This window comes from Kibdelosporangium persicum (assembly GCF_013280595.1).
Lineage (GTDB): Bacteria > Actinomycetota > Actinomycetes > Mycobacteriales > Pseudonocardiaceae > Kibdelosporangium > Kibdelosporangium persicum.
Genome location: NZ_JAAATY010000002.1, coordinates 385,387 through 403,854, shown reverse-complemented (window position 1 = coordinate 403,854; position 18,468 = coordinate 385,387). Strand labels below are relative to the sequence as shown.

At 68.3% G+C, this 18,468-nt stretch carries 19 protein-coding genes; 12 read left to right on the top strand and 7 right to left on the bottom strand.

Features of this window, described 5'->3' with window-relative positions; genetic code table 11:
* Nucleotides 1–24: 24 nt before the first annotated feature.
* Nucleotides 25–543: a PadR family transcriptional regulator gene (locus GC106_RS06450; protein ID WP_173125391.1), complete on the bottom strand. Its 519-nt coding sequence runs from the start codon at nucleotides 541–543 to the stop codon at nucleotides 25–27.
* Nucleotides 544–626: 83 nt separating this feature from the next.
* Here GC106_RS06450 and GC106_RS06445 point away from each other — a divergent pair, with 83 nt between their 5' ends.
* The 6 genes from GC106_RS06445 to GC106_RS06420 all read left to right on the top strand — a co-directional run bounded on the left by GC106_RS06445 (nucleotide 627) and on the right by GC106_RS06420 (nucleotide 9,065).
* A complete protein-coding gene (locus tag GC106_RS06445; protein WP_173125389.1) occupies nucleotides 627–1,916 on the top strand; it encodes a carotenoid oxygenase family protein in 1,290 nt (429 codons plus the stop codon).
* A 74-nt stretch (nucleotides 1,917–1,990) separates the two neighbouring features.
* On the top strand, nucleotides 1,991–4,387 hold the full coding sequence (locus GC106_RS06440; protein WP_173125387.1) for a GcvT family protein: 2,397 nt from the start codon (nucleotides 1,991–1,993) through the stop codon (nucleotides 4,385–4,387).
* Nucleotides 4,388–4,390: 3 nt separating this feature from the next.
* Nucleotides 4,391–5,593: a sarcosine oxidase subunit beta family protein gene (locus tag GC106_RS06435; RefSeq protein WP_173125385.1), complete on the top strand. Its 1,203-nt coding sequence runs from the start codon at nucleotides 4,391–4,393 to the stop codon at nucleotides 5,591–5,593.
* Nucleotides 5,594–5,603: 10 nt separating this feature from the next.
* Nucleotides 5,604–5,846 (top strand): sarcosine oxidase subunit delta, encoded by a 243-nt coding sequence (locus tag GC106_RS06430; RefSeq protein ID WP_173125383.1) that lies wholly within the window; start codon nucleotides 5,604–5,606, stop codon nucleotides 5,844–5,846.
* A complete protein-coding gene (locus tag GC106_RS06425) occupies nucleotides 5,843–8,530 on the top strand; it encodes a 2Fe-2S iron-sulfur cluster-binding protein (RefSeq protein WP_173125381.1) in 2,688 nt (895 codons plus the stop codon). Before GC106_RS06430 ends, GC106_RS06425 begins: the two co-directional genes overlap by 4 nt.
* Nucleotides 8,520–9,065, top strand: a complete 546-nt coding sequence (locus tag GC106_RS06420; protein ID WP_312872474.1) for a sarcosine oxidase subunit gamma — start codon at nucleotides 8,520–8,522, stop codon at nucleotides 9,063–9,065. Before GC106_RS06425 ends, GC106_RS06420 begins: the two co-directional genes overlap by 11 nt.
* Here the strand turns inward: GC106_RS06420 and GC106_RS06415 are convergent.
* Genes GC106_RS06415 through GC106_RS06405 form a run of 3 tightly spaced genes read right to left on the bottom strand, consistent with a single transcriptional unit; the run spans nucleotide 9,011 to nucleotide 11,594 of the window.
* The gene (locus GC106_RS06415) at nucleotides 9,011–9,811 is read right to left on the bottom strand and encodes a hypothetical protein (protein ID WP_173125379.1); all 801 of its coding nucleotides are present in this window, start codon (nucleotides 9,809–9,811) and stop codon (nucleotides 9,011–9,013) included. The genes GC106_RS06420 and GC106_RS06415 overlap by 55 nt on opposite strands.
* Nucleotides 9,808–9,951, bottom strand: a complete 144-nt coding sequence (locus GC106_RS06410) for a hypothetical protein (RefSeq protein WP_173125377.1) — start codon at nucleotides 9,949–9,951, stop codon at nucleotides 9,808–9,810. The genes GC106_RS06415 and GC106_RS06410 overlap by 4 nt, the downstream gene beginning before the upstream one ends.
* 8 nt (nucleotides 9,952–9,959) lie before the next feature.
* On the bottom strand, nucleotides 9,960–11,594 hold the full coding sequence (locus tag GC106_RS06405; protein WP_217280165.1) for a TM0106 family RecB-like putative nuclease: 1,635 nt from the start codon (nucleotides 11,592–11,594) through the stop codon (nucleotides 9,960–9,962).
* 74 nt (nucleotides 11,595–11,668) lie between these two features.
* Between GC106_RS06405 and GC106_RS06400 the strand changes: the two genes are divergently transcribed.
* From GC106_RS06400 to GC106_RS06380, 5 genes are all read left to right on the top strand, one after another.
* The gene (locus GC106_RS06400; RefSeq protein ID WP_173125374.1) at nucleotides 11,669–12,109 is read left to right on the top strand and encodes a DUF6474 family protein; all 441 of its coding nucleotides are present in this window, start codon (nucleotides 11,669–11,671) and stop codon (nucleotides 12,107–12,109) included.
* Nucleotides 12,110–12,173: 64 nt separating this feature from the next.
* Nucleotides 12,174–12,716: a hypothetical protein gene (locus tag GC106_RS06395; protein WP_312872473.1), complete on the top strand. Its 543-nt coding sequence runs from the start codon at nucleotides 12,174–12,176 to the stop codon at nucleotides 12,714–12,716.
* A 49-nt stretch (nucleotides 12,717–12,765) separates the two neighbouring features.
* Nucleotides 12,766–13,539 (top strand): YcnI family protein, encoded by a 774-nt coding sequence (locus tag GC106_RS06390; RefSeq protein ID WP_173125372.1) that lies wholly within the window; start codon nucleotides 12,766–12,768, stop codon nucleotides 13,537–13,539.
* The gene (locus tag GC106_RS06385; protein WP_173125370.1) at nucleotides 13,536–14,093 is read left to right on the top strand and encodes a copper resistance CopC family protein; all 558 of its coding nucleotides are present in this window, start codon (nucleotides 13,536–13,538) and stop codon (nucleotides 14,091–14,093) included. The genes GC106_RS06390 and GC106_RS06385 overlap by 4 nt, the downstream gene beginning before the upstream one ends.
* Entirely contained in the window at nucleotides 14,090–15,109 is a 1,020-nt protein-coding gene (locus tag GC106_RS06380; RefSeq protein ID WP_376777710.1) for a CopD family protein, read from the top strand. The genes GC106_RS06385 and GC106_RS06380 overlap by 4 nt, the downstream gene beginning before the upstream one ends.
* A gap of 87 nt (nucleotides 15,110–15,196) precedes the next feature.
* Here the strand turns inward: GC106_RS06380 and GC106_RS06375 are convergent, their stop codons facing one another.
* From GC106_RS06375 to GC106_RS49945, 3 genes are all read right to left on the bottom strand, one after another.
* Nucleotides 15,197–15,502: a hypothetical protein gene (locus GC106_RS06375; protein WP_312872489.1), complete on the bottom strand. Its 306-nt coding sequence runs from the start codon at nucleotides 15,500–15,502 to the stop codon at nucleotides 15,197–15,199.
* A 133-nt stretch (nucleotides 15,503–15,635) separates the two neighbouring features.
* Entirely contained in the window at nucleotides 15,636–16,532 is an 897-nt protein-coding gene (locus GC106_RS06370) for an aminoglycoside phosphotransferase family protein (protein WP_173125366.1), read from the bottom strand.
* A 28-nt stretch (nucleotides 16,533–16,560) separates the two neighbouring features.
* Nucleotides 16,561–17,877, bottom strand: a complete 1,317-nt coding sequence (locus GC106_RS49945) for a helix-turn-helix domain-containing protein (RefSeq protein WP_173125603.1) — start codon at nucleotides 17,875–17,877, stop codon at nucleotides 16,561–16,563.
* 275 nt (nucleotides 17,878–18,152) lie between these two features.
* Here GC106_RS49945 and GC106_RS06360 point away from each other — a divergent pair, with 275 nt between their 5' ends.
* Complete coding sequence (locus GC106_RS06360) at nucleotides 18,153–18,461, top strand: hypothetical protein (protein WP_376777709.1); 309 nt, start codon at nucleotides 18,153–18,155, stop codon at nucleotides 18,459–18,461.
* The last annotated feature ends 7 nt before the right edge of the window (nucleotides 18,462–18,468 follow it).

Here is an 18,468-nt window from a genome sequence, read left to right as displayed (position 1 = left end):
CCGTGTTCTAACCCGGACAAACACTCACGAGGAGATCTGGGTTTCGGCCCAGCGGGCCCAGTCGCGGTAGGTCGCGCTGGCGCGCAGGCCCCATTCCAGGACCACCCGGCCGGACTTGTTCTCCTGGTCGGGTTCTTCCTGTTCGACGAGTTCGGCGACTTTGCTGAGCTCGTCGTGCTGTTGCGCGGCCAGGTCGGCTTGGCGACGCAGGAAGGCGACCGCCTTGTCCGGGTCGACCAGGTGCAGGAAGAAGACCCGTAGCAGCATCCCGTTGCGGCGCAACGGTTCCGGCTCGACCTCGGTCATCCAGTGCAGGAGGGCCGCTCGGCCGTCCGCCGTGATGGCGTACTCCTTGCGGCCGCGCGGGCCTTCGGCGGCGACTTCGACGAGCCCTTCGTCGGCCATCTTGGCCAGTTCGCCGTAGAGCTGGCTCTGCGTCGCCGACCAGACGTAGGCGAGCGAAACCTCGAAGCGTTTCAGCAGGTCGTAGCCGCTGGCCGGGCCCGTGGTGAGCAGACCGAGCACGGCGTGGCGAAGGCTCATGCCGGTCATTTTGACATTCCAGCATTGACATGTCGAATTTTGACCTTCTAGTTTTGACATGTCACTACTGGAAGGAGAACGTGATGCCCGCGTACCTGGAAGGCCTGCTCGCGCCAGTGGCCGACGAGATCGAGGCGGTCAGCCTGCCGGTGACCGGCGAGTTGCCCCGTGAACTGACCGGGCGGTACTTCCGCAACGGCCCGAACCCGCTGCCCGGCCAAGATCCCGGGCACTGGTTCGCGGGCGACGGGATGATCCACGGCGTCCGGATCCGCGACGGCCGGGCCGAGTGGTACCGCAACCGCTGGGTCAAGACCCGGCTGCTGGACGGCGCCCCGTACATCACCGAGCAAGGGTTCGACCTGACCGCGGTCCACGCGAACACGAACGTCATCCGGCACGCCGGCAAGATCTTCGCCTTGGTGGAGAGCGGGTTTCCGTACGAGATGACGCCCGATCTGGACACTGTCGGGCCGTGCGACTTCGACGGCAGGCTGACCAGCGCGATGACCGCGCACCCCAAAGAGGACCCCGTCACCGGTGAACTGCATTTCTTCGGCTACAGCGTCGTCGCGCCGTTCCTGACCTACCACCGGTTGACCGCGGCCGGTGACCTGGCCGAAAGCCGGGTCATCGACGTGCCCGGCCCGACGATGATGCACGACTTCGCGATCACCGAGAACCACGTGATCTGGCTGGACCTGCCCGCGGTCTTCGACCTGTCACTGCTCGACTCCGGCATGCCGGTCAGGTGGGACGACGACTACGGCGCCCGGATCGGCGTCATGCCCCGGGGCGGCGAGGTCCAGTGGTTCGACGTGGACCCGTGCTACGTCTTCCACGTCGGCAACGCCTACGAGGACCACGGCCGGATCGTGCTCGACGCCGTGCGGTACTCGCCAGGCAAGTTCGCCGACATCTGGGGAGAGGTCAGCGGCGAGACCAACCCTGTCGTCGCCGCGGTCGGATCAGGGCTGTACCGGTGGATCCTCGACCTGGACACCGGCAAGGTCGTGGAAGAACTGCGGGACGACCGGGACATCGAGTTCCCGTCGTTCAACGAGGAGCACCTGGGCCGCCCGAGCCGGTACCTGTACACGGTCACCGACAACGCGATCGTCAAGTACGACACCGGAAACGGCCACAACGAGGTCAACGAGCTGGGCCGAAACCCCGGCGAGGCGGAGTTCGTCCGCAGGCAGGACGCGAAGGACGAGGACGACGGCTGGCTGATGTCCGTCGTGACCGAGCACGACGGCAGCGGCTCCGAACTGCTTGTCCTGGACGCCAGGACGTTGGAGTTCACCGCGTCGGTCCGGCTGCCCCGCCGGGTTCCGGCGGGCTTCCACGGCAACTGGCTGCCCGACGCTTGACACGAAAGCACCGCCGCGCGACGCTTGTTGCGCAAGCTGCGTGGTGTTGCGAATAGTGCACACGGGAGGCTGGTGTGGCCGGACCGAAGGTCGTGATCATCGGGGCGGGGGTGGTCGGCGCCGCCCTCGCCGACGAACTGACCGCCAGAGGCTGGACCGACCTCACGGTCGTCGACCAGGGCCCGCTGCCCACACCCGGCGGTTCCTCGTCCCACGCGCCCGGTCTGGTGTTCCAGGCCAACCCGTCCAAGACCATGACCGAGCTGGCCCGCCACACCGTCGAGAAGCTGGTCGGCCTCGACTGTTTCCGGCAGGTCGGCGGCCTGGAAGTGGCCGTCACGCCGGAACGCGAGCAGGAGCTGCACCGCAGGCTCGGCTGGCTGACCGCATGGGGTGTCGAGGGCACGATCCTCGACGCTGACGAAACGAGGAAACTCCACCCGTTGCTGCGCGACGACTCCGTGCGCGCCGGCCTGTACGTACCGACTGACGGCCTTGCCAATGCGGTCAAGGCCGTGGACGTGCAACTGAGGCGCGCGGCGGAGCGCGGGGCGAAACTGGTGGAGCGCCACGAAGTCCTCGACATCAGGACTGACGGCGACCGCGTCACCGGCGTGGTCACGGACAAGGGCGAACTGCCCGCGGACATCGTGGTGTGCTGCGCCGGGATCTGGGGCCCGAAGGTCGCCGGTCTGGTCGGGATGACGTTGCCACTGGTCCCGCTGGCCCACCAGCTCGCGTGGACCGGGCAGGTCCCCGCGATCGCCGGGCAGCGGGCCGAGGCGGTCCGGCCGATCCTGCGCCACCAGGACGCGGACCTGTACTACCGGGACCGGTACGACACGATCGGCATCGGCTTCTACGGCCACCGGCCGATGCCGGTCGACGTGCACGACATCGTCGGCGTCGACCAGGCCGAGGTCATGCCGTCGGTGCTGCCGTTCACCGAGCAGGATTTCGAAGAGGCGTGGCACGAGACGCACTGGCTGCTGCCGTCGACCAAGGACGCCAAGATCGAGGAAGGCATCAACGGCCTGTTCTCGTTCACCGTCGACGACATGCCGTTGCTCGGCGAATCGCCCACGGTCAGCGGGTTCTGGGTCGCCGAGGCGGTCTGGGTCACGCACTCCGCGGGCGTGGCCCACGCCATGGCGCAGTGGCTGGTCGACGGCTACTGCGAGTCCTACGACCTGCACGAATGTGACGTGAACAGGTTCGAGAAGCACCACCTGGCGCCGGACTACATCAAGGCCCGTGGCTGCCAGAACTTCGTCGAGGTCTACGACATCAAGCACCCGTTGCAGCCGATGGAGGCGCCACGGCCGCTGCGCACGAGCCCGTTCTACCCGCGCCAGAAGGAACTCGGCGCGTACTTCCTCGAAGCCAACGGCTGGGAACGGCCGCAGTGGTACGAGGTGAACCTCGACCAGCTACAGGACCGTGAGGTGCACCAGCCGAACGCGTGGGCCGCCGGCTACTGGTCGCCCATCGCGGCGGTGGAAGCGCAGATCACGCGGGAACGTGTGGCGCTCTACGACATGACGGCGTTGAAGCGGTTGATGGTGGAGGGCCGTGGTGCGGCGGACTTCCTGCAACGCATGACAACCGGCGACGTGGACAAGTCCGTCGGCTCGGTGACGTACTGCCTGCTGCTGGACATCGACGGCGGCATCCGCAGTGACGTGACCGTCGCCAGGCTGGCCAAGGACCAGTTCCAGGTGGGCGCCAACGGAAACCTGGACCTGGACTGGTTCACCCGGCACCTGCCCGATGACGTGACCGTCCGCGACATCACCGCCAGCACGTGTTGTCTGGGCGTGTGGGGACCACGGGCACGTGATCTCGTACAGCCGTTGACCGACATCGATCTGACCGCGTTGAAGTACTTCCGCGGCAAGCAGGGCTACATCGGCAACGTCCCGGTCACCGCGCTGCGACTGTCCTATGTGGGCGAGCTCGGCTGGGAGCTGTACACGACGGCCGACATGGGCCTGAAGTTGTGGGACACGCTGTGGGCGGCCGGCGAGCCGTACGGCCTGATCGCGGGCGGTCGGGCCGCGTTCACCAGCCTGCGCCTGGAGAAGGGCTACCGCTCCTTCGGCACCGACATGACCTACGAGCACGATCCCTTCGAGGCAGGCCTCGGCTTCGCGGTGAAACTGGCCAAAGAGGAGTTCATCGGCAAGACCGCGCTACGGCCCGGCGATCCGAAGCGCAAACTGACGTGCCTGACGCTGGACGACACCGTGATGGGCAAGGAGCCGGTCTTCGACGGCGAGACGTGCGTCGGCTACGTGACCAGTGCGGCCTACGGCCACACCATCGGCAAAGGCATCGCCTACGCCTGGCTGCCCACCGAGCTGACCACCCCCGGCCAGACTGTCCACATCGGATACTTCGACCGCCGGATCGAGGCGACCGTCACCGAAGAGCCGTTGTTCGACCCCAAGATGACGCGGTTGAGGGGATAACGGATGGAGCACCCCGACTGGCTCTGGCGCACGCCGGAGCCGCGCAGGTCGTATGACGTCATCATCGTCGGGGCGGGCGGCCACGGCCTGGCCACCGCGTACTACCTCGCGCGCAACCACGGCATCACGAACGTGGCCGTGCTGGAGAAAGGCTGGCTGGCCGGCGGGAACATGGCCCGCAACACCACGATCATCCGGTCCAACTACCTGTGGGACGAGAGCGCGGCGATCTACGAGCACGCGCTGAAGCTGTGGGAAGGCCTACAGGAGGACCTGGAGTACGACTTCCTGTTCAGCCAGCGCGGCGTGCTCAACCTGGCGCACACGCTGCAGGACGTCCGCGAGGGCACGCGGCGGGTGAACGCCAACCGGCTCAACGGGATCGACGGCGAGTGGCTGACTCCTGACGAGGTCGCCAAGGTGTGCCCGATCGTCGACGTGTCGCCGGACGTGCGGTATCCCGTGCTCGGCGGCACGTGGCAACCGCGCGCCGGGATCGCCAAGCACGACTACGTGGCCTGGGCTTTCGCGCGTAAGGCCGACCGGTACGGCGTCGACCTCATCCAGGGTTGCGAGGTCACGGGGTTCATCACCGACGGCGACCGGGTCACCGGCGTGCGGACCAATCGTGGCCCGATCCACGCGGGGCGGATCGGGCTCGCGGCAGCCGGGCACACGAGCGTGCTCGCCTCGACGCTGGGAATCCGGCTGCCGCTGCAGAGCCATCCGTTGCAGGCGCTCGTGTCCGAGCTGTTGGAGCCCGTGCACCCGACCGTGGTCATGTCGAACCACGTGCACGTCTACGTCAGCCAGGCGCACAAGGGTGAGCTCGTGATGGGCGCGGGCATCGACTCGTACAACTCCTATGGCCAGCGCGGTTCGGTGCACGTGATCGAGCAGCAGATGGCCGCGGCGCTGGAGCTGTTCCCGATCTTCGCGAACGCGCACCTGATCCGCACCTGGGGCGGGATCGTGGACGTCACCCCGGACGCGTCGCCGATCATCGGCCGCACGCCGGTGGAGAACCTGTTCGTCAACTGCGGCTGGGGAACCGGCGGGTTCAAGGCGACACCCGGCGTGGGCTGGGTGTTCGCGCACACGCTCGCGCACGGTGAACCGCATGCCCTGAACGAACCCTTCACCCTGGAGCGCTTCACCACAGGCGCCCTGATCGACGAACACGGCGCCGCCGCCGTGGCCCACTAGGAGGGGCCGCATGCTGCTGATCAGTTGTCCCTGGTGCGGTGAACGCGAGGAGACCGAGTTCCACTACGGCGGCCAGGCGTTCGTCGCCTATCCCGCTGATCCTGAGTCGCTGTCGGACGAGGAATGGGCCCAGTACGTGTTCTTCCGTGACAACCCCAAGGGCGCCTTCGCCGAGCGCTGGGTGCACAGCGCCGGGTGCCGTCGCTGGTTCAACACCGTGCGCGACACCGTGACGAACGAGTTCCAGTCATGAGGCTGCCCGAGGGCGGCGAGATCGACCGCACGAAACCACTCACGTTCACTCTCGACGGCGTCGAGTACTCGGGCTTCGAAGGCGACACGCTGGCGTCCGCGATGATCGCCAACGGTGTTCTGCAGGTAGCGCCTTCGCTGTACCGGCACCGGCCACGCGGCATCTTCTCGGCGGGCATCGAGGAGCCGAACGCGCTCGTCCAAGTCGGTCCCGAGCCGTCGCTCCAGGCGACGACGGTCAGGCTCACCGACGGCCTGGTGGCCCGCACGCTGTCCGGCGTCGGCCGTCTCACGCCGGACTCCGGACAACGCAGGTACGACAAGCGATACACGCACACGGACGTGCTGGTGATCGGCGCGGGCCCGGCCGGGCGCATGGCCGCCACGACCGCGGCTGCCGGTGGTGCCCGCGTCATGCTCGTCGGATTGTCGTACCCCTCCGGTAACGTGAGATTCAGGGGTTCCCCCCAGGGAATTCCTCCTGCGGACGGGGCTGCGGAGCTGCGGGTTCTGAGTGGTGCCAGGGCTTTCGGGTACTACGACAGCAACTACGTTCTGGTCGCGCACCAGCAGACGCTGTGGCACGTCCGGGCTCGTCGGGTGATCCTGGCGACCGGCGCGCACGAACAGCCGATCGTGTTCGAGAACAACGACCGCCCCGGGATCATGCTGGCAGGCGCGGTCCGCAAGTACATCACCAACTACGCGGTCCTACCCGGCCGTAAGGCCGTTGTCTTCACCACGAACGACAGCGCGTACGCGACCGTGGCCGCTCTCGTGCAGTCCGGCGCTGAGGTGACGGTCGTCGATTCACGGCCCAATCCGCCTGATCTGGCGCCCCAAGGCGTCGAGGTGATCAGTGGCCTGATCACGAACACCGACGGGCCCGAACGGCTCACCGCAGTGTCCACACAAGACCGCAGGATCGAGTGCGACCTGCTCGCGGTGTCCGGCGGCTGGCAGCCCGCGGTGCACCTGTTCAGCCAGTCCCGCGGCACGTTGCGGTGGAACGGCCAGGCGTTCGTCCCGGACACACCGGCCCAGGCCAACCATGTGGTCGGCGCCGCGAACGGAACCTTCGACACCCGAGCGGCGCTGATCGAGGCAACCGAGGCAGGCGTCGAAGCCGCGGCAGCAGTCGGCTATCCGGTGCCGCCACCGCCTCTTCCTGCCGTGCGGGAACGGGAGATCACGCCGGCGAGCCCGGTGTGGCTCGTGCCCGGTGATCCGCGGAACCAGTTCGTCGACCTGCAACGCGACGCGACGGTCGCGGACATCCGGCGCGCGGTCGGTGCCGGGATGCGGTCACCCGAGCACGTCAAGCGGTACACGACCATCGGCACAGGCACCGACCAGGGCCGGACCTCGAACGTCCCGGCGTTGGGCGTGATCGCCGCCGAGCTCGGCGTGACGCCCGGCGACCTGGGCACCACAACGTTCCGAGCACCGAGTGTGCCGGTGTCGTTCGCGCTGATGGCGGGCCGTGATCGCGGCAAGCTGCACGATCCGATCCGGACGACGCCGATCCACTCGTGGCACGTCGCGCACGGCGCCGAGTTCGAGAACGTCGGTCACTGGAAACGGCCGTGGTTCTACCCGAAACCCGGCGAGGACATGGAAACGGCCGTGCTGCGCGAATGCCGGGCGGCCCGTACCGGGGTGGCCATGCAGGACGCGAGCACGCTCGGCAAGATCGAGGTGGTCGGCGCGGACGCGGGTGAGTTCCTGAACCGCATGTACACCAACGGTTTCAAGAAGCTGCCGGTCGGGTCGGCCCGGTACGGGATGATGTGCAAGGCCGACGGGATGGTCTTCGACGACGGCGTGACGATGCGGCTGGCCGACGACCGTTACTACGTCACGACCACGACCGGTGGCGCGGCGAACGTGCTCGACTGGTTCGAGGAGTGGTCCCAGACCGAATGGCCCGAGCTGGACGTCCGCTTCACGTCGGTGACCGAGCAGTGGTCCACGATCGCGGTCGTCGGCCCGCAGTCCCGCGCGGTGATCGGCCTGGTGGCGCCGGATCTCGACGTGTCCAACGAAGCCTTCCCGTTCATGACGTTCCGCGAGACAACCTTGGTGAACGGCATTCCCGCCCGGATCGCGCGGATCTCGTTCTCCGGCGAACTGGCGTACGAGGTCAACGTGTCCGGCTGGTACGGCCTCGCGGCATGGAACGCGATTCACGACGAAGGCAAGCCGTACGACATCACTCCCTACGGCACCGAGACGATGCACGTCCTGCGAGCGGAGAAGGGCTTTCCGATCGTCGGGCAGGACACCGACGGCACGGTGACACCCCACGACCTGGGCATGTCGTGGATCGTGTCCCGGCAGAAGGACTTCGTGGGCAAGCGCTCGCTCAGGCGCCCGGACACCGCCCGGCCCGACCGCAAACACCTGGTCGGGCTGCTGCCCGTCGACCCGGCCGAGTTGCTGCCGGAAGGCGCGCAGATGGTCGCCTCCGACGCGCCGCTCACCCCGCCGGTCCCGATGGAAGGACACGTGACCTCGAGTTACCGCAGTGCGGTGCTGGAGCGGACGTTCGCGCTGGCGTTGATCAAGAACGGCCGTCACCGGATCGGCGAGACCCTGCTGGCGCCGCTCGGCGACCGGGTGATCGCCGCGACCGTGACCGAGCCGGTGTTCTACGACAAGGAAGGCGCCCGCCGTGACGGTTGAGTCCCCCTTGATGTCACTGCGCCGCAGCCCGTTGGCGGGCTACCCGGGCATCACCGAGATCCCGTTCCTGACCATGGTCAACGTCCGGGTCAGGCCGACCGGCGACGCGGCCGCGCGGATCTCCGAACGGCTCGGCGGCCCGTTGCCGGTCGTGCCGAACTCCGTGGTGGACGCCGGTTCCCGGCACATCCTCATGCTCGGCCCGGACGAGTGGCTGGTGGTCGGCCCGGACGGCGACACCGGGCTGCCGGACCTGCTGCGAGAACCGTCGGCGTCCGTTGTGGACGTGTCGGCGAACCGCACGACGATCGAGGTACGCAGCCGTGACCTGCTGGAACACGGCTGCACACTGGACCTGCACCCGCGCGCGTTCCACGCCGGCCGGTGCGCGCAGACGATGATCGCCCGTACCCAGGTGATCCTCTGGCAGACCTCGGACGAACCGGTCTACCGCTTGCTCGTGCGCGGCTCGTTCGCGACCTATCTGGCCGACTGGTTGTCCGACGCCACCGGCAGCACCTCGTCGACGGGCTGACGCGCATACCGGTAACGAAGCCGCTGCGAGACGACAAGAAGCACAACGGTGAGCACAAGTCCGATCAGATAGACCACCAGAGCCTCAACCGGAACGAAGAACAGCAAGGCCGTCGCGACGACCAACGCCAGTGCGAGCAACGCGTTGGCCCATCCCATGGTCACCGGCTTGCCCGTGCGCCACTTGTCGAACGCCCCGCGCTCGACCATGACCACCAGGTCGGCCACGTCCGGCTTGCCGACCTCCCGCAGCAGCACCTCGGGCGGCAGCCGCTTCTCGTCCTGCTGGACGTACCGCAGCACAAGGGCTTCGTCGGCACCCAACGCGGTCGCGATGGTTCTGGCACTTTTCGCCTGCCTGCGTGAACCACGCTGTGACCCGACCAGTGCCACGTTCAGGGACAGGAGCGCTCGCCGCAGCGGCCCGAGACCACCGAGGCGCGCCAACAACCGGCGCCCGGCCGCCACCCTGCCCCACCCCCAGGCCAGCGTCGCCGGACCACCGAGGACGGACACCACGGACGCCTCGTCGTCCCACCCGATCAGCAGCGCGGGCCTGCCCAGCCGCCGACGCGCCCGATAGATCCACTGCGCGGCGATCGACAGGCCCATCAGGCCCCGGGGCACCACCACTGTCCCCGACTCGACCGGAACCACCACACCCGCGCCGACACCGCTTTTGTGCAGCGCCTGACGTACCTCGTCGACAGGCGCCGGTAACCAGATGATCATTCTGGCTTCGGTCATGCCTGGCTCCCCTGCGGCTCGGCGAACGGGATGACCGGCATCTCCCGGGCATCACGCCACGGCTCGACCAGCCGGGCGATCGTGACCCGATCCGTCGTCCCGGCCCGCTCCAGCACCTCGGCCAGCGTCCAGACGGACATCCGCCTGATCACAGATCCCCCACGTACGGGATCTTCTTGACCTCCGGCGAGGACATCCACTGCCGCAACGTCATGGTCGCGCGGACATCGTCCTCGTTGTACTCGATCAGGCGGGTGCGCTGGTCCGGTTGCGGTTCGCCGCCGTCCATCCCCACCGCGTCGCGGTACCAGCGCATCGAGTTCTCGCCGCTGGCCTCCGGGTCGCGCCAGCTGAAGCCCGCCGCCGGGGCGATGATCTTCAGGCCCTTGCCCTGCGCGCACAGGAACTGCTCCTGGACGCTGCGGAACAGGTCGAACCAGGCGTCCGAGTCGATGAAGTCCTGCACCTGCCTCTCGGTCGGGATGCCCGGCCGGCCCTTGAACCGGCGGGCGGACGCGAGCAGCCAGCGGTTCTCGGCGAGCTCGTTGTAGCAGTACGCCCGGAACGTCAGGCCACGCGCACGAGCCCGCAGGCGCACGCTGGTCAGCCACTCCCAGAACTCGGCGAACGAACGCGCCTCGTCCTTGGTGGGCAACGGCTCCCACGTGACGAACGCGCGATAGCCCTGCCGTTCACCGACGTCGACGCCGCTGAGCATCACGCCCCACATGTAGGCGCCCGCGTCGCCGAAACTCTCCATGTCGACGTCGACCTCGACGTCCGCCCGTGGCACGGACACCTCGGACACACGGCGGACCATGGTCAGGTCCCGTAGCCAGGCCTTGGCCAGCGCGATCGCGTCGTCCGAGGGCAGCCCGACCAGTTGCAGGTCGGTGCCTGCCGGGACCTGGGCCAGTTCGTCGACCGTCTGCACGCCGGCCGCCCGCAACGTCACCGCGTCCTCGCCGCGGGCCACCAGGCTGACGTCCCGCTTCTCCAACAGGACCGTTTCACAGATCGGCCACCACGGGCAGCTGCGGCACTCCAGGATCCGCGACGGGCGCGCCAGCGGCTGCCCGCCGTTGGCGGCCGCGGCCGCGACGGCGAGCCGGTCGGAGAACCGGTGGTCGTATTCGGACAGCGCGGTCCGGCCACCCGGCCACGTCGGCGCCTCGAGGTCGTGCCAGGCCACCACATCGGCGTCCAGGCCGATCACTCCGCCGACGGCACGGCCGGTCGCCGCGTACCCGGCGGCCTGCAGCATCCGCCAGGCATGCGCCAGTCGCATCTGGTCACGCGGCTGCGGCCGGATCTTGCGCAACGGGTCCACGCGGCTGCCGCCCGGCATCGGCTCACCCAGCGGCGACGTGCGGGCACCCTGCCCGGGGTCGGTCACCTTGTGCCGGACGACCAGCACCGGCACATACCCCTTGTCACTCTTCACCAGCAGGTCGATCGAGCCTCGACGGCCACCGAGGGGATCACGCGGCAGTTGCGCGGCCCAGATGAACCGGGCGCCCGCGGTCAGCAACGCCAGCGTCGCCTGCTCACGGTCGGATCCACGCAGGTCGGCGCCTGCCGGGACCTCCATCCAGTCCGGTCCGACCAGTCGCGCGACACGGTCGGCGACCGCCCTGCGGTGCGCCGTCGCGTCGGCTTTGCGTTGCTGGCCGGTGGGGTCCGGGGCGGCTCTGGGAGCGTCCCGCATGGCCGGGTCGTGCTCCAAGTGCACCCGCCGCCGGCAACGGTTGACCACACCAGCGTCGAGCAGCACCGAATCCATCACAGTGAGCACTCTAGGCGAGCCCACCGACAGCCGAGATGCTCCTGTTGCCCCTCGCCAGTAGGTTGTCGAGCATGAGCGTGACGAAGCGAACGCCACGGATCAACCCGCGTAACGCCAAGAACGCTGTCGCCGTCGCGAAGGTGATCGGTCCGGCGGTGGCGCCCGTGCTGATCCCGTTCGTCGCCAAGGCCGCCGCCACGCTGCGCGACCTCAAGGACGCCCGCCGGGCGCACAAGCTTGGCGTGCCCGTCACTGACCTGGCGAAATACACCGGCAAAGGGGCCATGCTGCACGCCCGGATGGCCGGGCTGGCCGACGTGCTGCAGGAGCTGTCCGACCGCGGCAAGGACACCGCGTTCACCGCCGAGACCTCGGACAAGCTCGGTCAGCTCACCTCCGCCGTGCGGGCGGCCGAACGCATGCCCACCGCGCGGCGCAAGACGGTGCACAAGGCGGTCTCGGCCGAGTTGGACCAGCTGGAGCAGCGGATCCTGCACAAGTTGGGCATCTGAGCGGTCGGTGTTTCATTAATCCGGCCGACACGCTTCACCGTGTCGGTTGGCTACGCTCCTGCCTGTGAGGAAGCGCCGAGCCACAGCACGCAGTGCGATGCGCGGCTGGACGCTTGCCGTGAGCTCGGGTGCGCTGGCGATCGCCGCGCACGGCATGGCGGGCGGGGCGACGCCGGACACTGCCCTGGCCGTCCTGCTGACGATGATCGTCGCGTGGGCGGGCACAGCTGTCGCCAGCCGGTTCGACGGGCTGTTGTCGGTGCTCACAGCCCTGGGTATGGCCCAGGGAGCGATGCACCTCGTACTCAACTACGCGGTGCCCTCGCACATCGGTCACCAAGCGGCACCCGTCGACCCGATGGTGATGCTGGCGACCCATGCGGTCGCGACCGTGGTGACCGCCTCGCTGCTGGCCAAGGCCGACGCGGCGGTCAGCCTGATCGGCTCGGCGATGCGGCTGCTGCTCGACCTGATCGAGCCACCCCGGTTCCCGGCGGTCGCGAGCGCGATCCACGCGCTGCCTGACGCGCCGGAACGTACCGATCACATCCGTGCCGTACTGCTGCGCCGAGTGCACGCCCGGCGGGGTCCACCTGCTTGTTCCTGAGAAACCGACACTTTCCACTCATCCCTGCATACTCAGGAGCAGTAACACCATGTCTACAAATCGATACTTGGCGCGCGGTTTCGCGGTGGCGGTCGCCGCCGGAGCGGTCGTGCTCGCCGGTGGCGGCGTGGCCAGCGCCCACGTCACGGCCAACGTCACCGAGCCCGCCAAGAAGGGCGGCTACTCGAAGATCACCTTCCGGGTGCCGAACGAGGACAACACCCAGGGCACGATCAAGCTGACGCTGGTGTTCCCCAAGGACACCCCGCTCACCGGTGCCCGGCCCAAGCCGGTGCCGGGCTGGACCTCCGAGGTCAAGAAGGTCGCGCTGGACAAGCCGGTCAAGGGCAGCCACGGCGCGGAGATCAAGGAGGCGATCGACACGATCACCTGGACCGCGCAGCCCGGCACCCGGATCAACCCGGGCGAGTTCCAGGAGTTCGACGTCTCCGCGGGCCCGCTGCCGGACACCGACCAGCTGGTCATCCCGGCGATCCAGACGTACGACGGCGCCAAGGGCGACGTGAAGTGGGACGCCCCGCCGACCACCGGCGCCGAGCCGGAGCACCCCGCCCCGGTCGTCAAGCTGGTCGCCGCAGGTACGGGTGAGGACGCCCACGGCAGCGCCGGGACGCAGGCCGACGTGAAGCCCGCGGCCACCGACACGAACACCGAGGCCGCCTCGGCGGGCACGGACAACACCGCCCGGTGGCTGGGCGGCATCGGCCTGGTCGTCGGTGCGCTCGGCCTGGGTCTCGGCCTCGGCGCGACCCTGCGGGCGAAGCGGGTGAGCGCCGCCGCTCGCGGAGGCGAGCAGGCATGAGGCGGTTCGCAGCCGCTGCCGTGCTGGCCGGCCTGGCTTTCGTCGGGCTGGCCACCCCGGCACTCGCCCACAACTCGCTGGTGGACTCGAACCCCAAGGACAAGGCGTCCGTGGAGACGGGCCCGCAGACCGTCAAGCTGACGTTCGACCAGCCGGTGCAGAACGTCGAGGGGATCAACACGATCTCGGTCCTCGACCCGCAGGGCAACCACTGGGAAGCGGCTCCGCCGCAGGTGGACAGCACGGTCGTGAGCGCGCCGGTGCGGCCGCTCGGCCCGAGCGGGGTCTACCAGATCTCGTGGCGGGTGCTGTCGGCCGACGGTCATCCCGTGCAGGGCCAGCTGTCGTTCACGTTGAGCAAGGCGGGCAACGGCACGCCGTTGCCCGCGGACGAACTGGCGAAGTTCAAGAACGGCGCGGGCACCGCGCAGCCCGGCGCCACTGAGGACAGCGGCGGCATCCCCACCTGGGTGTGGATCGTCGGCGCTGTCGTGGTGCTCGGCGCCGGCATCGTGTTCGCGCTGCGGATGGGCGGTAAAGAGGAAGACGCCTGATGCCGTACCGGACCACCGCGGCTCCTCGGCTCGCCCTGGTCGGTGTCCTGGTCATGGCGGCGATCATCGGTGTCCTCATCGGACTGACGATCACCGCGACCAGTGCGCTGCCGGGGATCGTCGAGCCGGACGCGGTGGTCCGGTACGGCATTCCGGTCGTGCGGGTGCTGCTGGACATGGCGGCCGTGGTCACGGTCGGGCTTTCGTTGCTGCCCTTGCTCATCGGCTTCGACCGGCCCAAGCTCGCCGAGGCCGTGCTCGCGGGCACCCGGCGGGTGGCTGTCATCAGCGCACTGACGTGGGCGGTCACCGCGCTGGTCGCGCTCGTGCTGCAGACCGCCGAGCTGCGACTGTCCCAATCGGTCACGCTCGACGCGATCTGGGACTACGTCCGGACTGTCGGCGCCGGCAAGGCGCTCGTGGCGGTGTTCCTGTTCGCCATGCTGTGTGCGGTGTTAGCGGTGTGGACAGTCCGCAAAGGCGAGTCCGTCCCCGCCGAACTGCGCGCGGCCGCCGCGTTGTTCACGCTCCTGCCGCTGCCGGTGACCGGTCACGCCACCGACTGGTCCTGGCACGACATCACGATGGTCTCGATGGAACTGCACGTGCTCGCGGCGGTCGCGTGGACCGGCGGGCTCGGCGCGGTCGTGGTGCTTCTGGCTGCCAACCGCACGCTGCTGGCACACGCGCTGCCGCGGTTCTCCAAACTGGCGACGGTCTGCATTGCGGTGTCCGCGGTGACCGGACTGTTCAACGGGTTCGCCGAACTGCTGCTCACGCCGGGCAGCTCGGTGTGGCGTGACCTGTTCGGAACCGGTTACGGCCTGCTGGTGCTGTTCAAGATCGTCTGCATTGTCCTGCTCGGACTGCTCGGCGCGAACATCCGCTGGCGGCTGTTGCCGGGGATCATGCGCCACCAGCGGACCGCGCTGGCCGGCTGGGCGACGGCCGAACTCACGATCATGGGTCTGGCTTTTGGTTTCGCGGTCGTCCTCACCCGTGCGCCGGTCGCTTGAGGATGCGCCGTTCGTCGCATGTGGAAGATTATGTGGCGGCCGTCACTCGTCGGCCGGTACGGTGTGAAATGCCGAAGAGTCGAGCGGTCAGTCCTGTTCGGTGAACTGCGCCTGTTCGCGGGGTCGGCGCAGCTCCGCAAGCCGCTGCATGGTCGCGGCCCCACGCTTCTCCAGCTCCTTGCGGGTGATCCAGCCCGCGGCGTAGTGCCGGTAGTTCTGCGCCAGCATCACGAGTTCGGCGAGGTAGTCCGCCGCACGGCGGCGACTGTCCTCGGGCAACCGGGAGACCAGGGCGAGCTGAGCTTCCACGACTTCGTCCAGCACCTGCGCGGACCGCAGCGCACGCTTGGCGCGCCGACCATCACCTACTGTCCTGCTCAGCAGCCCCAACACCGTGATCAATCACCTCTTGGTGAGCGAAATTCCACGAGAACTTGAACACAGAGTAGCCGATAACCCGGTTGGGGCAACGGCAACTCTCCGTCGAGAAAGGATTCGCTCTTCAGGGCCCTGGCGTTACCGCCATTCAGGTGTACCGGACCCATCGCGCACGGGTGTCGCCACGCCGGAAATCACCCAGTCTGCGCATCAGCTCGGGACGGACCATCGGATTGCTGCGCACGCTGGGTAGCACACTGGTGATCAGCTTCAGCTCCCTGACCTCGCGCAACACCCGGAAGCCGGACCATCGGGTGACGTCGAAGCCATACGCCCGAACAATCTCACGGTACGTACGCGCGGGCTCACCGAACCGGCCGACACCCACCGCGACAGGCGTCAGATCCCACTCAGGCGGACCGACCGAAGTGGAATCGAAGTCACACAACACCGGCCCGTCCGGTGACGGGATCAGATTTCCCAGATGCGCGTCACCGTGCAGCATCGCGGGCGGCAGTTCGAATTCCAGCCCGGCGAGTTCCTCCCGCAGGCGGTCACAGGTCTTCAGCAGGAACTGCAGATCCTCGTCCGCGATGTCCTCGGCGTCGTCGATCCGCCTGCGCACGTCGTCCAACGGATCCCACTCGGGCAGGTCCAACGGCGGCGGCAGGCTGTGGACGCGCCGCAGCAACCCGCCGAGATCACGCCCTCGTGGCCGGCGGCCGCCCTCCGGCACCACGTCCCAGACCGTCGCCAGATGTTCACCCGCGCGGATGGGCTGTTCGACACCGGCCAGCAGCCGGACGGCCGGGATGTCGTGCTCGGCGAACCACGCGGCCATCCTGACGACCTTCTCGACCCGGTGCCGCAGCCCGCGTGACCCGACGATGCGGACCACCGCGGTGTCGCCGGCCAGGCGGTACACCGCGTTGTTGGTGAACCTGAGCAAGGTGGCCCCGGTCGCGTCCAGACCGATCGAATCGCAGATCTGGGTCAGCGCCGCGGCAAGGCTGTCCCTGCTGAACCGTTCCTCCGAGGTCTCCATCGACCGTACTCGGGGCGGCCCGGCCGGCTCACGCGTCCGCGTCGAAGTACTTGTTGAGCGCGTCGGAGAGTTCACGGGCCTGGGTGTTGTTGCGGCGCTTGTCGGCCTCCTGCTTCAGCGGCCGCATGCGGTCCTTGGCACGGCCGGAGGTCAGGTTCTCGGCCAGCTCCACCGCCGCTCGACCGACCTTGGCGCCGTGGTCGATGTCGCCCTCGATCAGGTGGTTGGTGGCCAGCGCGCTGAGGTTGAAGGTCTTGCTGCGGGCCATGTCGTCGCCGTACGCGTCGATGGCGCGTTGCAACGCGGGGATCGCGTACTTCGTGTGCTTGGTGTCGACCTCCTGGGCCAACACGGTGTGCACGGTGCCGATCATGGCGTGCACGTCGGTCTCGGTGAAGAACTTCACCCACGTCTCGGCGCCGTCGAGGTCCGCGCGGGCGAACTCGTCACGCGTGCGGCCCAGCAGCTTCATCGTCTGCTCACGCTGGCCCATCATCGCGTAGGCCCATGCCTCGTTGGCGCACAGCACGGCCACCGCCAGCTCCGAGCCGGAGTTCTGCGCCGCGATCTGGCCGAGCGAGAAGATCTTGAGCGCGTCGTTCGGCGCGCCGTTGTGCAGGTAGACGCGGCCCATCCGGTAGAGGATGTTGGCCACCAGCGGCTCACTGCGGCCCTCTTTGGCCAGCTCCAGGCCCTTGCCGAAGTGGTTGCGGGCGGAATCGAGCAGGCCGATGTCGAACGACGTCCAGCCGGCCAGGTTGTGCAGGTCCGCCAAGGCGACGTGCAGCCGTTGCTTGACCACGTCCGTCGCCGACGCCCCCAGCATCTGCTGTCCCCACGACAGCTGCGCGATCACCGCGTCCCGGCAGGACCCGCCGCCGTACTGGTAGTCCAACGACCGCAACGCCCTGGTGGCGGCCTCCACCTGGCGCACATCCGTCATGCCGATCCGTCCGGGTGCCGGAGTCTGGATCGGGTTCGACACCCACGGCCCGGAGTCCGCGCCGAACACGTTCGCGCCCATCGTGACGGCCGCGGCGTGCGCGAGGAACTTCCGACGCTTCACCGACTCTGCCTCCTCGGGGGTCTGGTCGTCGACTGTGGCGACGACCCTGACCCGTGTCTCCTCGTCATACGCGAGGCCCATGTATCCCCTTGGAACGCCCAGGCCTTGGGCGATCCTCGCGAGTACGTCATAGGCCATGACCTGGCGACCTTTGAGGATCTCCGATACCTCGGACTGCGACTGGCCGGTCTGTGCGGCTATCTGCCGTTGCGAGATGCCGTGCTTGCGCAGCAGCCGGTAGACCTGACTGATCTCCCTCGCGGCGAGGGCTGCCCGCATCTCCGGTTTCTCCCAGACATCGGCGGTTACCACAGCACCTTGTGACCCGGTGGAGTTCACTCGCGCCCCCTTGCAGTCCGTTGGGCGTCAACCGCAGAGTAAACACATTGCGGCAGGGCCGAGAAGTGGTGATCGGTCGGGCTGATCGGTCGGGCCGAAGTCCGTTGACCGCTTATCGTGAAACCTTGCCCGATCAGCTCACCATCACCCCACTCGAGTTTGCCACGTACCAATCTAGTTTCTGGTAAGCATTCGAGCACGGAGGGAAACTTCGGATCGTGGACCTGGTCGGCTCGACAGTGACTCGCCCCGCCCCAGCGGCCTCACCTGCGACAACACCGCAGGGGGAGTCGCAGGACAACCCTGGCCTCAGAGATCTGACCGGCTCGTTCAGCGGCCGTCAGGTGTGGCACATCAGCTGCGGCGACGTCATCAACCGCGACCGCTGTCTCACTGTGCTGGTCAATGATCAGAACAAGGTGGTGCTCGTCGGACCTCCCGGCGAGACCGCTGTCCTGTCCAGCGGCCAGCTCGGCCAGCTGCGGGACGCCCTACGAGAAGCCGCCGAGCAGGCGGAAAGGTGACGGTGAC